The organism is Dorea sp. MB18-49, assembly GCF_023669465.1.
Classification (GTDB): Bacteria; Bacillota; Clostridia; order Lachnospirales; family Lachnospiraceae; genus Dorea_A; species Dorea_A longicatena.
In genome coordinates this window covers 12,401-24,665 of record NZ_JAMOYX010000025.1, presented here as the reverse complement: position 1 = coordinate 24,665, position 12,265 = coordinate 12,401, and the positions used below count along the sequence as shown (strand labels likewise).

15 protein-coding genes are annotated in these 12,265 nt (G+C 41.3%); 12 read left to right on the top strand and 3 right to left on the bottom strand.

The genetic code is table 11. The features are described from left to right. From NCY30_RS08825 to NCY30_RS08815, 3 genes are all read left to right on the top strand, one after another. Positions 1-408, top strand: a complete 408-nt coding sequence (locus NCY30_RS08825) for a TadE family protein (RefSeq protein ID WP_006428843.1) — start codon at positions 1-3, stop codon at positions 406-408. 13 nt (positions 409-421) lie between these two features. Continuing rightward, positions 422-1,186, top strand: coding sequence for a DUF6382 domain-containing protein (locus NCY30_RS08820; RefSeq protein ID WP_055181469.1), 765 nt, complete (start codon positions 422-424; stop codon positions 1,184-1,186). Between the two features lie 105 nt (positions 1,187-1,291). Further along, complete coding sequence (locus tag NCY30_RS08815) at positions 1,292-1,906, top strand: rhomboid family intramembrane serine protease (RefSeq protein WP_139009244.1); 615 nt, start codon at positions 1,292-1,294, stop codon at positions 1,904-1,906. Here the strand turns inward: NCY30_RS08815 and NCY30_RS08810 are convergent. After that, the gene (locus NCY30_RS08810) at positions 1,847-2,623 is read right to left on the bottom strand and encodes a sensor histidine kinase (protein WP_139009245.1); all 777 of its coding nucleotides are present in this window, start codon (positions 2,621-2,623) and stop codon (positions 1,847-1,849) included. The two genes, NCY30_RS08815 and NCY30_RS08810, sit on opposite strands and share 60 nt — an antisense overlap. 86 nt (positions 2,624-2,709) lie before the next feature. Here NCY30_RS08810 and NCY30_RS08805 point away from each other — a divergent pair, with 86 nt between their 5' ends. Both NCY30_RS08805 and NCY30_RS08800 read left to right on the top strand, forming a co-directional pair. After that, on the top strand, positions 2,710-3,117 hold the full coding sequence (locus tag NCY30_RS08805; protein ID WP_259829119.1) for an HIT family protein: 408 nt from the start codon (positions 2,710-2,712) through the stop codon (positions 3,115-3,117). A 23-nt stretch (positions 3,118-3,140) separates the two neighbouring features. Beyond that, entirely contained in the window at positions 3,141-3,704 is a 564-nt protein-coding gene (locus NCY30_RS08800; protein ID WP_173817556.1) for an RNA polymerase sigma factor, read from the top strand. 107 nt (positions 3,705-3,811) lie between these two features. Here NCY30_RS08800 and NCY30_RS08795 read toward each other — a convergent pair whose 3' ends face one another. Next, positions 3,812-4,879 (bottom strand): undecaprenyldiphospho-muramoylpentapeptide beta-N-acetylglucosaminyltransferase, encoded by a 1,068-nt coding sequence (locus NCY30_RS08795; protein ID WP_139009248.1) that lies wholly within the window; start codon positions 4,877-4,879, stop codon positions 3,812-3,814. 518 nt (positions 4,880-5,397) lie between these two features. On the opposite strand from NCY30_RS08795, the gene NCY30_RS15440 reads away from it, so the two are divergent. Next, entirely contained in the window at positions 5,398-5,922 is a 525-nt protein-coding gene (locus NCY30_RS15440) for a DUF4367 domain-containing protein (protein WP_416387625.1), read from the top strand. A 73-nt stretch (positions 5,923-5,995) separates the two neighbouring features. Then, positions 5,996-6,469: a DUF6147 family protein gene (locus tag NCY30_RS08785; RefSeq protein ID WP_173817559.1), complete on the top strand. Its 474-nt coding sequence runs from the start codon at positions 5,996-5,998 to the stop codon at positions 6,467-6,469. 503 nt (positions 6,470-6,972) lie between these two features. On the opposite strand, the gene NCY30_RS08780 is transcribed toward NCY30_RS08785, so the two are convergent. Then, the gene (locus NCY30_RS08780) at positions 6,973-7,215 is read right to left on the bottom strand and encodes a TIGR03905 family TSCPD domain-containing protein (RefSeq protein WP_006428834.1); all 243 of its coding nucleotides are present in this window, start codon (positions 7,213-7,215) and stop codon (positions 6,973-6,975) included. Positions 7,216-7,396: 181 nt separating this feature from the next. Here NCY30_RS08780 and NCY30_RS08775 point away from each other — a divergent pair, with 181 nt between their 5' ends. The 5 genes from NCY30_RS08775 to holB all read left to right on the top strand — a co-directional run bounded on the left by NCY30_RS08775 (position 7,397) and on the right by holB (position 12,261). Next, entirely contained in the window at positions 7,397-8,089 is a 693-nt protein-coding gene (locus tag NCY30_RS08775; protein ID WP_006428833.1) for a 5'-methylthioadenosine/adenosylhomocysteine nucleosidase, read from the top strand. A gap of 152 nt (positions 8,090-8,241) precedes the next feature. Next, positions 8,242-9,207, top strand: a complete 966-nt coding sequence (locus NCY30_RS08770) for a hypothetical protein (protein ID WP_055194292.1) — start codon at positions 8,242-8,244, stop codon at positions 9,205-9,207. Between the two features lie 31 nt (positions 9,208-9,238). After that, complete coding sequence (locus NCY30_RS08765; protein ID WP_055194290.1) at positions 9,239-10,705, top strand: aminotransferase class I/II-fold pyridoxal phosphate-dependent enzyme; 1,467 nt, start codon at positions 9,239-9,241, stop codon at positions 10,703-10,705. After that, the gene (locus tag NCY30_RS08760) at positions 10,698-11,285 is read left to right on the top strand and encodes a hypothetical protein (RefSeq protein WP_022416438.1); all 588 of its coding nucleotides are present in this window, start codon (positions 10,698-10,700) and stop codon (positions 11,283-11,285) included. The genes NCY30_RS08765 and NCY30_RS08760 overlap by 8 nt, the downstream gene beginning before the upstream one ends. Beyond that, positions 11,272-12,261, top strand: a complete 990-nt coding sequence (gene holB, locus NCY30_RS08755; RefSeq protein ID WP_022416439.1) for a DNA polymerase III subunit delta' — start codon at positions 11,272-11,274, stop codon at positions 12,259-12,261. The genes NCY30_RS08760 and holB overlap by 14 nt, the downstream gene beginning before the upstream one ends. The last annotated feature ends 4 nt before the right edge of the window (positions 12,262-12,265 follow it).

Sequence of the window (12,265 nt, the reverse complement as noted above, 5' to 3'; positions counted from 1 at the left end):
ATGGAGGAAAGAAAGCAAAGGTGGTTAAAGGGTAGTTTTACCGTGGAGATGGCTTTTCTGATACCAATGATATTATTCCTGATCATGGGATGTATAAGGATATCTTTTTATTATCATGACAAGAATATTATTGCAGGAGCCGCATATGAAACGGCGGTTACGGGAAGTACAAAGGTGAGAGAAAAGGATGGAATCAGCGAGAGTGAATTAAATGCGTTATTCAAAGAAAGGGTGGGAAGGAAGTGTATCTTATTTTCAAGAATAAGAGTACAAAGCAGTGTGGGAAAAGATGAAATTAAAGTACAGGCAGCTGCAAGACGAAAGAAAATGGCAATATCTGTAGAAAGCCGTGCAGCGGTGACAGAACCGGAGAAATATATCCGGGATATCAGAAGGATTAAAAAATGAGAAGGATCAGATAATGGAACGAAAGATAACGATAGAAGAACACGTATTATATAAAGAGGATTACCAGATGAAAATGTTAAAAGCAAATTCGCCGGAGGGCTTTTTGCATGTAGGAGGAAGAGGTGTTAATGGCAGCAGTTATTATGATTATGATGTAAGTGGTAAAGTATCAATGCAGGCGATGTATGCCAGAGCGAAATTAAAAGCAGAAGATATAAGGCACTTTATGGAACAGTTAGGAAATGTACTTAAGGAAGCGGAACGTTATCTTCTGGATATTCATTGTATCCTGATGGATCCGGAATACATTTTCTATGAAGAGGGCAGATATTATTTTTGTTATTATCCTTTGGCAAAACAGGATATATGGGAGAAGTTTCATATATTGACGGAGTATATGGTAAAAGTTGCGGATTATCAGGAAGAAGAATGTGTCCGTCTGGCATTTTTATTGCATAAAGAGACAATGGAGGATAATTACAGTCTGGAAAAACTAATTGCAGCATGTGAAGAAAAGAAAAAAGAAGAAACGAAGATTCCGGATATAAGAGATATAAGAAAAGAAACGATGATCGATGAATTGCTGGAGGAACGAAGGGAAAAGACATCATATTATGATACCAGAGAACATGACTGGATATCGGAGCAGGAGATGGGGAGTTCGATCATGAGAGAGACGGATAATCTATGGATGCCGGTAAAGCGCTTCCTGAATAAACACAAGAAGTCAAAATGGGGTGACTGGGACGGACTGCATATAGAGGAAGAAGAGCTGTGATAAAATTCAGTTAAATATAGAATAAAATGATTAAGAATTCAGGTAATCTATGTTATACTAAAAGAGACAGAAGATGAACAAAGCGAAAGGTAATGAAGCGTATAAATGAACAAGAATACGATTAAAGCGCCATGTACGATATTACTGGCAGCAGTGAATGTCATTGTATTTCTGGTCCTGTCTTTTCTGGGGATGACAGAAGATGGTGAATTCATGTTGAAGCACGGAGCCATGTATGTTCCATATCTGATACAAAGAGGAGAGTACTACAGGCTATTTTCCAGTATGTTTCTTCACTTTGGGTATGATCATCTTGTCAATAATATGATTGTACTTGTAGCTATGGGATGGAATCTTGAACTTGACATAGGAAAAGTAAAGTTTCTCATTGTGTATTTTGTAAGTGGACTGGCGGGGAATGTTCTGTCGGCATGGTGGGATATACAGACCGGAAGTATGGCTATATCGGCGGGAGCGTCCGGTGCTATCTTTGGGATCATTGGAGCACTTCTGTATGTGGCAATCCGTAACAGAGGACGGATTGGAGACATATCCGGCAGAGGCCTGGTCTTTATGATCGTACTGACATTGTATTATGGATTTACCAGTGGTGGTGTTGATAATATGGCACACATAGGAGGCCTGCTTGCCGGCTTTTTATCAGGAGTTCTTCTCTATCGGAAGCGTAAGGATAAATACCGTACCGGCATATTGTGCTGATCTAAGTGTAATTGTACCGTGATGAGCCTGGATGATCCGGCGTGTGATTGCAAGACCAAGTCCGGTTCCATCAACTTTGTGAGTGATGAATGGTTCAAAGATGTGTTCCTGATCTTCAGGAGCAATACCACAGCCGTTGTCAGAGATTTCGATATGAAGCAAATCTGCATCGGCGGTTACGGACAATGAGATCTGTGGGGAGTGTGCCGGCATATCGTGCTGATCCTGAGAAGGTGATTCGGTACGGACCGCATCAGCGGCATTGCGAAGAAGATTGAGCAGTGCCTGACGAAGTTTTACAGAATCGGCAGATAGAACTGGCAGATCTTCCGGTATGTATGAAGTGAATTCAATATCTGTATCTATAATAGAAGAAGCAAAGGACAGAGCAATTCTGCGGAAAAAGCTGCCGGTACTTAACGGAGCAAGATCCAGCCGTTCACCGTTGTTATAAGAAGACAGATCTTCTAATAACAGTTTCATATATTCGATGTCCTGGTGAAGCTCTGACCAGTGAGCGAATTCCAGTACTTCGGGATGTTGTGATTCGATAAGTTGAAGCGTGCTGTAAACGAGGGTCAGAGGATTACGGATTTCGTGACTGATGGTGCTGATATCCATCTGATGAGACTTAAAAATCCGGTTAAAAAGTTCTTCTGTTTCAGGATGTTCCTGTATAATCTGTTGTAATTTGTCATGGTCTGTCGATGATAACATAATAACTACCGCCCCTTTCTGAGGTATCAGTTTAGCATTGGTGGTTTAAATAATCAATCATTTATTTTCAGAGAAAGAAGGATAATATTATGAAAGACAATAACTGCATTTTTTGTAAACTTGCAAATGGAGAGATTCCTACAGCTACTATTTATGAAGATGAAGATTTTCGTGTGATCCTGGATGCAAATCCGGCAGCTAAGGGACATGCACTCATCCTTCCGAAAGAACATTATGCCAATCTTTATGAGCTGGATGATGAGCTTGCGGGAAAATCAATGATTCTTGCAAAGAAGATGATTACAAAGCTTACAAAAGCACTGGACTGTGATGGCTATAATATCGTCCAGAACAATGGTGAAGCAGCCGGACAGACAGTATTTCATTATCATGTACATATGATTCCAAGACACAAAGATGATAAAGTGGGACTTGGATGGACAATGCATGAACTTACAGAAGAAGAAAAAGAAGATGTTTTATCGAAAATTTAACAGATAAAAGATAGGAGCGTAAAGTGGAAAAAGAGTTTACAGAGGGAGATGCCTTTGTGGCTGCATACAGCGAATACTTCGGTGTTGTATACAAAGAGGCATTAAAATACTCTGGAAACCATCACATAGCAGAAGAGATTGCTCAGGATGCCTTTTTCACCGCATATATACAGTGTGGAAGTGAATCAAAACAGCAGATAAAAATATGGATGCTTATGTTCGCAAGATACAGAGCGATGAATTATATAAGAGATCATAAGCGTGAAGTTCCATTGGCAGAGATTACGATGTCAGAGGACAGATATCCGAATTCATTGATCGATGACAGTTCGGAAGATCAGGTGGTTGCACTGCTGAAAGAAAAATGCTTTCGTGAACTTGGAATTGATATTTTTCAGGAACTGTATCAGAAGAATGCGAGATGGTACAAAGCCGTGACTCTTGTATATTATGCGGATATGCCACAGAAAGAAGTCGCAAAGAGAATGGGCATTACATTAAATGCATTAGAAGGCATACTAAAGAGAGCAAGAAAATGGATGATAAAAAGGTATAAAGATCAGTATGACCGCTTACACGATATATAAAAAACAGGTGGGATGTACAGCCACCTGTTTTTTATATCAAAGTATGCAAGAGGATCTGCCGATGGCAGATCCTGTACATAAGGTCAATAGATGAGAATGTTTCCGGATTAGTGTCTGGCAGCAGCCTCGATCAGATCAATGATGGTGTCGATAGAATTCTGCTGAGGAGAATTCTTCATGGTCTGAATGTATGTTTCACGATTCTGATACAGGTTCATGATCGCATCAAGAAGAACATCATGATTAAGCTCTTCCTCTTCAAGAACGACACTGTAGCCCTGACGTTCGAAAGAACGGGCATTTAAGATCTGGTCTCCACGACTTGCATTTGCAGAAAGTGGAATCAGAAGATTCGGTTTGTGCAGTGCAAGAAGTTCGCAGATCGCATTGGCTCCGGCTCTGGAGATAACGAGATCCGTCAGAGCAAAGAGGTCTTTTAATTCGTCTTTGATATATTCGAATTGTGCATAACCCTGAAGGCCTTTCAGAGATTCATCAACTTTGCCCTTACCACAGAGATGAACAACCTGGAAAGACTGAAGCAGTTCAGGAAGGACACTGCGGACTGCATCGTTGACGGCAACTGAACCAAGACTTCCACCGACTACCATGATTACCGGTTTGTCCTGTGTGAAGTGCAAAAATTCTAAAGCTTTATATTTATCACCGGATAACAGTTCCTGACGAATAGGAGAGCCTGTCAGAACAGCCTTTCCAGCAGGAAGATGCTCGATGGTTTCCGGGAAATTACAGCAGATTTTTGATGCCGATGGCATAGAAATCTTATTAGCAAGTCCCGGTGTCATGTCTGACTCATGGATAATGGTCGGAACATGACGGCTTTTACCGGCAAGAACAACAGGAACGGATACGAAGCCACCTTTGGAAAAGATTACATCAGGATGAAGAATCTTTACAAGTTTTTTCGCTTCGCCGAGTCCTTTGATTACACGGAATGGATCTGTAAAGTTCTGAACGCTGAAATAGCGGCGAAGTTTACCGGTTGAGATTCCATGATACGGGATACCGAACTGTTCAATCAGTTCTTTTTCAATTCCGTTGTAAGAACCTATATAGTGAATATCATAGTTTAATTCTTTCAGGCGTGGCAGAAGAGCGATGTTAGGTGTAACATGCCCGGCAGTACCGCCACCGGTTAAGATAATACGTTTCATAATTACCTCCAGACTTGAATATGTATTATTTTCGAATCAATAATATAATAAAGATTATACCTATATTATACTTTCTGAAAGAAATAGGTCAAGTGGCAAAACTATGGAGAAATTTGAAGACCAGTCAAAAATTTGAGGGTAGCAAAATGAATAATGAGAAAGATGAATTGAAAGAATGCATTGCCAGAGAATTTGAGGAGATTGCAAAAGAGGAAGAAGAGTCCCTTGAAAAGGATACGAGTCTTGTTGTGCCTGAGGGAACGAAGGAGGCTGTCTTTGCAAGATTAAAAGAACAGATGAGAGAATATCAGCGCGAACAGGCGGAAAATGAAGCCAGAGAAAGAGAAGAAGCCATCAATAACCTGTCTGAAGAAGACCGCAAAGCACTGGAACTCGGAAGAAAGATGCTGAAGGCTGAAGTTGGAACGGCAGATACATCAGAAAAGAAAGTTCATTATCGCAGAAAACCTCTGAAGATATATCTGGCACTGGCCGCTGTTATCGTATGCGTACTGGCAATGGGAATCACCAGCATGGGAGGACCGGAAAGAGTTGTACGGATGGTGAGACAGGCTGTTGGAGATAGAGAAGTTGAGAAAAATAGTACCAGCCGGAAAATTAAAACGATAGCAAGTGAGGATGAGGAAAAGGCCTATCAGGAAATAAGAGATGCTTTCGATACAGATGTAGTTAAAATATTTGTCTGCTTACCAGATATGAAATTTGATACGATGAATCTGGATGAGAGTAAACAGGTTGCGGAGATGTATTATAGTTATGATGGTGAAACAATCGGATATATAATTAATATGCCATACAGAGATAGTTCTTTGGGGATAGATTTTGAAGATTCAATAGAAAAGGAATATTCCAAAGTTGTAAATGATTGTGAAATCAAGATAACAATATATAAACTTGAAGATAATAAAAAATCAGGATGTGTTGCGAGATTTAAACATGGAAGTATAGAATATTTATTAACAGGAACAATGAAACAACAAGATTTCGAAAAAATTTTAAAAAATTTATTTTTTCCAAAATAAATGCGACAGTTTTTTGAAAGTTATGTGTATTAATATATGAGGGCGAAAAAATAAGTACGAACGGAGGTGAGATATGAAGAGGAGATTAGTGTCTATGTGTCTGGCAGTAATGCTGGTCGGAGGATTATCGCTGTCGTCAATGCAGGAAGTTAGAGCTGCAGGAAATAAAGTGATTGATGGATCGGAATTAACCCATGATGAGGAATCAATAGGTTATGATACCAAGATTACCAGAGGTGAAGATTTGATGACGGGTTATTCTAAATGCACGAAGCTCGCAAAAGGCAAGATATATGTTGGTGGGACGACGATTGCAAGACATGTAGTTGACAGCGTACAAATAGGTGTACTTGTAGAACGCGCCAAAGAAGAAGATACAGAATGGTCTTACTACGACGGATGGCAGAAAGAAAACCTGAATATGAATCGTGTAACTTCTAACAGGACGTTATACGTCGAAGGTGATTATTATTACCGTGTACGTTGCACACATGCAGCTAACAGCGACGTGAGCAGTTCATTTACTGATGGTATTTATATCGATTAATATCCTCAAAAGAGCATAGAAGCAAAAAACACAACACAAGAAGCAAAAAAACAGTAAAGTTAAAAAAACAACGATGAATGTTTAAAGTAGAACAATAGGACGGAATAACTCGAGGTAATTAAAGGACCGAAGGTCCGATGCAAGCAGAAGATTATAAAGCAGTGGTAAAAGATGTAGTTGGCAGGGATTGAAAAATAAGGTAGTTTATAACAAGGCAAAGACGTAAAAATATGTAATTATAATGTATAACAAAAAAACCATAAACTAATAAAGACAAATATCCATAAAACAAATAAAAGATAAGTAATGCATCAATACTAGTGAACGAAAAACAATTAAAAAAGTAACAATTGTAATAAGTAAACGAAACACTGAATAAAGATCGAAATCTTGCAGTATGAGTACATAAAAAAGAAGGTATCCCCATAAAAGGCTACAAGTCTTCCCCGATAAGGGGAGGACAAGTAGCCTTTTTTTTCTGTAGTTATGAAATTCGCAGAAAATTATTCTCCAAGAGCCTGTTTTAAAGCTTTGGATAACTGGTCAGGGCAGGATGTTGGTCTTGCACCACATTTTGTTCCTTCCAGACGTTTGATCACTTCGTGAGCGTCCATTCCTTTTACAAGGCTGCTGATTCCGGCTGTATTTCCGGCACATCCGCCTACGAATTCTACATTTGCGATTTTATCTCCGTCAAGTTCTACATGGATCAGTCGAGAACAGACTCCTGATGGTTTGTAATCCATATCTATTACCTCCTGTTGCTTTTGTAAATAATTGTTTTATTGTCATACGTCTCAGATTATAACAGAGATTCTGTCTGTTTGCTACTTATTTCGCCGGTTGAAATCGAATTTTCTATAAGATATAATAGGGCATAGACGAATTAATATAGAAAATATCGTAATAACAGGAGGATATAGAGCTATGATAGGTATTATCGGAGCAATGGAAGAAGAAGTGGCAGAACTTAAAAAAGATATGCAGATCGATGAGACTATAGAACAGGCAGGGATGGTATTCTGCAAAGGTTCATTGGGCGGCAAAGATGTTGTTATTGTAAGAAGTGGTATCGGTAAGGTGAATGCAGGAATCTGTGCACAGATCCTGGTGGACAGATTTGGTGTGGATACATTGATTAATACCGGTATTGCGGGTTCACTGGATGCACAGATCGATATCGGAGATATGGTGATCTCGACAGATGCACTGCATCACGATATGGATGCGACGATATTCGGAGATCCGGCAGGACAGATCCCAAGAATGGACACACTGTCATTCCCGGCAGATGAAAAACTGGTCAAGAAGGCAGTAGCAGCAAATGAGAAAGCCAATCCGGATATTCACACATTTACCGGAAGAGTGGTAAGCGGCGATCAGTTTATTTCGGATAAAGATGTGAAGGAAAGAATCTCATCATTATTCCATCCGATGTGTGTAGAGATGGAAGGTGCGGGAATTGCCCAGGCAGCTTACCTGAACAAAGTTTCGTATGTCATCATTCGTGCAATTTCGGATAAAGCTGACAACAGCGCGACTATGGATTATCCAACGTTTGAAAAGAAGGCAATTGCCCACAGTGTAAGACTTATGAAGGAATTACTGCCGATGATCTAGGTATAAGTGAAAAGGCATACAATTTAAAATATCATAGAATGTGCCCGGAACCGACATGATATGTGGTTTTCTGTGCGAAATATGAGGAACGAAATTAAGCGCCCTCCTGTTTGATTTACAGTATAATGCAAATCAAAAGGAGGGCTTTTATTATGCTGGAAATGTTATTGGACAAGAAGTTACTGTTCGTACTCATGGGGATCCTGACCGGACTTGGTGTGGTGGACAAGTGTATCGTGAGTATGACGATGAAACGTATGGTGGAGGCGGCGGGAAGTATGAGTAAGAGTAACCACCCGCTGATGCGCCTGGTCCGTGCAAAATTCGAACACGCATGTATGATCAGCGATACGGTGGAAAACGTAGGGGTATTTGTGGATAAGTATCTGTATGAGTATAAAGTCTGTGGATTACGACTTCACACGCTGCGCAGACTGGAGAAGATATGTGCGGGACTGCTTATCGTAACCGGACTTGTCGGTGCGGGACTGAGTTATCGGGTATATGGCATGGGAGATGCTGTCCTGCGGATGGGTGCATGTGGCGCAGGACTTGGAATCCTGGTATGGCTGTTCCATCTGACAACGGATGAGAATTATTGCATGCAGATGGCAAAGAACTATATGGTAGATTATCTGGAAAATGTATGTCTCCACAAGTATGAAAAGGCAAATCAGAAAGAACGCACCGGACGAAGAGACAGTGTGATCAAAAAAGACGAGACAAATGATACAAAAGAAGAAAAGGCAGAAAAAGAGGACAAAACGGAGCAAGAAGAAAAAGAAGAATCTGTTCCGGTATCCGGCTCCGGTGTTGTGCAGATGCAGCGTGAGAGCCGCAGAAAAGAAAGAGTAAAGGAGAACGCCAGGAACCTGGCAAAAGCATCGGCGCGGCTTGCCGGTACAGACGGGAGTAAAAGGACAGAAGATATATTGCAAGAAGAGGTACAAAGTACCGGGACTCTGGCCGGTAATGCGCAGGCAATGGAGATTAAAGGAAATGCCGATAAGGAGTCTGCACAGGAAGATGTACAGGAAGAAATACCGAAAGAAGACACCATACGTGAGCTTCCAAAGGATGAGATGATCCGCCAGATCCTGCGGGAGTTTATGGCTTGATAATATAATGTTATTTTGCTAAAATATACGCATGAATAATATATTTGATAAATTAAAGAATTACAGCGATTCTGACTACTATGCATTCCATATGCCGGGGCACAAGAGAAATCTGGATCTGATGGACGGGACATCTCCGTACCGGATCGATATTACAGAGATTGATGGCTTTGATGATCTGCATCATGCAGAGGGAATTCTAAGAGATGCGCAGGAAAGAGCAGCAAGAGTTTACCATGCGGACGAGACACATTTTCTGGTGAATGGAAGTACGGTTGGAATCTTAAGTGCAATATTAGGAACAACTGAAAAAGGAGATTCCATACTTGTGGCAAGAAATTGCCACAAGTCTGTGTATCATGCGATATATCTGAATGAACTGGATCCGGTCTACCTCTATCCGAAATTCGATACGGAACAGGGACTTAGCACAGAGATTGATGCTGCGGATGTACAGAAAGCACTGGAAAAACATCCGAAGATCCGCGCGGTGATGATCGTGTCACCGACATATGATGGTGTGGTGTCGGACATCGAAAAGATTGCAGAGATTGTGCATGCAAAAGGGTGTCCGCTGATCGTGGATGAAGCACACGGTGCGCATTTCGGATTTGATCCGTATTTCCCAAAGAGTGCGAATATATATGGTGCGGATCTGGTGATCAACAGTCTTCATAAGACGCTTCCGGCGCTGACACAGACGGCGCTTCTGCATGTGAACGGGGACATGGTGAACCGAAGAAAAGTGAAACAGTATCTGGATATGCTGCAGACGAGCAGTCCGTCGTATATATTGATGGCGAGTATCGATGCGTGTATCGGAATGCTGGAAGAGACACTTGAAACGCATTCGGATGCAAGATCAGATTATAAATATAAAAATATTTTTTCTGAGTATGCCAATCGCATTGAAGCACTTCGCAAAGATCTGAAACGGCTTAAGTATCTGAAAATTGTCCAGACTGATAATACAGACCGCTATGACAGATCCAAATTCGTGATCTCCGTAAAACACGCACCGATGTCCAGTCACGAGCTGTATGAGATATTACTTCATAGATATCATTTGCAGATGGAAATGTTGGCAGGGACCTATGTTCTGGCTATGACAACTGTGGGAGATACGCAGGAAGGTCTGGACCGGTTGAGAGATGCGCTGCTAGAGATTGATAAAGAGATAGATACCAGGCAGGGCCGGCCGGCTGCTATTGAAACTGACCTCCCACTTTCCGGCAGACAGCCGGCACTTGAAAAAGTGTGGACGATCGCAGAGGCGGTGAACCGCAGGGATAAGATACAAAAACGAAGCTTTGAAGACAGTATCGGATGCATTTCTGTGGAATACGCATACCTCTATCCGCCGGGAAGCCCGCTGATCGTACCGGGTGAGCGTATTACAAAAGAAGCGGTAGAGATACTTCACTGGTATCAGGAACATGATTTTTCGATTGAGGGACTTCAATCGGAAGATGGCATAGAGGTGTGGATAGATGGGTAAGATATACTACATGATGGGTAAAAGCTCTTCGGGAAAGGATACGATTTACAAAGATATCAGAAAGGATCTTCCGGAACTTAAGACTTTAACTTTATATACGACCAGACCGATGCGTGAAGGCGAGAAAGATGGAGTGGAATATTACTTCGTAACGGATGAAATACTTGAAAAATACCGTGAAGAGGGTAAAATAATTGAACTTCGCACCTATCAAACCGTGTATGGGGACTGGAAATATGCTACAATAGATGATGGACAGATTAATCTGGATGAAAATGATTATCTCATGATCGGTACACTGGAGTCTTATATAAAGACAAAAGAGTACTATGGAAATGAGAACCTGATCCCGCTTTATATCGAAGTGGAGGACAAAGAACGCCTGATGCGCGCGATCGTGCGAGAACAGCAGCAGGATCATCCGGGCTATGAAGAAGTCTGCAGAAGATTTCTGGCTGATCAGAAAGATTTTTCGGAGGATAATCTGAAGAAAGCAGGAATTACAAGAAGATATCAGAATGATGATAAAGTACGATGCAAAGAAGAAATAGTAGAGGTAATACGAGATGGGAAGCTTTAAAGATGTGGTTGGCCACAAAGACATATTAAAATATATCAGCAGTGCAGTAGAGAATAACAGGGTCTCTCATGCATATATTCTGAACGGGGAGAGAGGTTCCGGTAAGAAGATGCTGGCGAATCTGTTCGCCATGACGCTTTTGTGTGAGACCGGGGACAATGAACCGTGTGGAAAATGTCATTCCTGCAAGCAGGCAGAGAGTGGCAATCATCCGGACATTATCCGTGTGACACATGAAAAGCCGAACAGCATCAGCGTAGATGATATCCGTACACAGGTGAATAACACTGTGGATATCAAACCATATCAGGGACCGTACAAAGTCTACATTATCCCACAGGCAGATATGATGACACCGCAGGCACAGAATGCGATCCTGAAGACGATCGAGGAACCGCCGTCATATGCAGTTTTCTTGCTGCTGACGGAGAATGCGGAGACATTACTTCCGACGATCAATTCCAGATGTGTAATGTTAAAGCTGCGTAATATCAAAGATACACTGATCAAAAAGTATCTGATGGAGAATCTGGAGATCCCGGATTATAAAGCAGATATGTGCACGGCATTTGCACAGGGTAATATGGGACGTGCGATCATGCTGGCCAATTCCGATCATTTTAACGAGATCAGAGAAGAAGCGGTACAGCTTCTGAAGCATATCAGTGAGATGGAATTAAATGAAATCGTTGCTGCGGTTAAGAATATATCCGTATATAAATTAGAGATCACAGACTACCTGGACATTATCATGATCTGGTACAGGGATGTCTTATTATATAAAGCAACAAAAGAGATTGACAAGGTCGTATTCAAAGACCAGTTACAGAGTATAAAAGAACAGGCGAGAAAGAGCTCTTATGAAGGAATCGAACTGATCCTGGAGAGCCTTGAGAAAGCGAAAGCCAGACTGAAAGCGAATGTTAACTTCGATCTGGTTATGGAGCTTTTGTTCCTGACCATAAAGGAGAACTAATCAT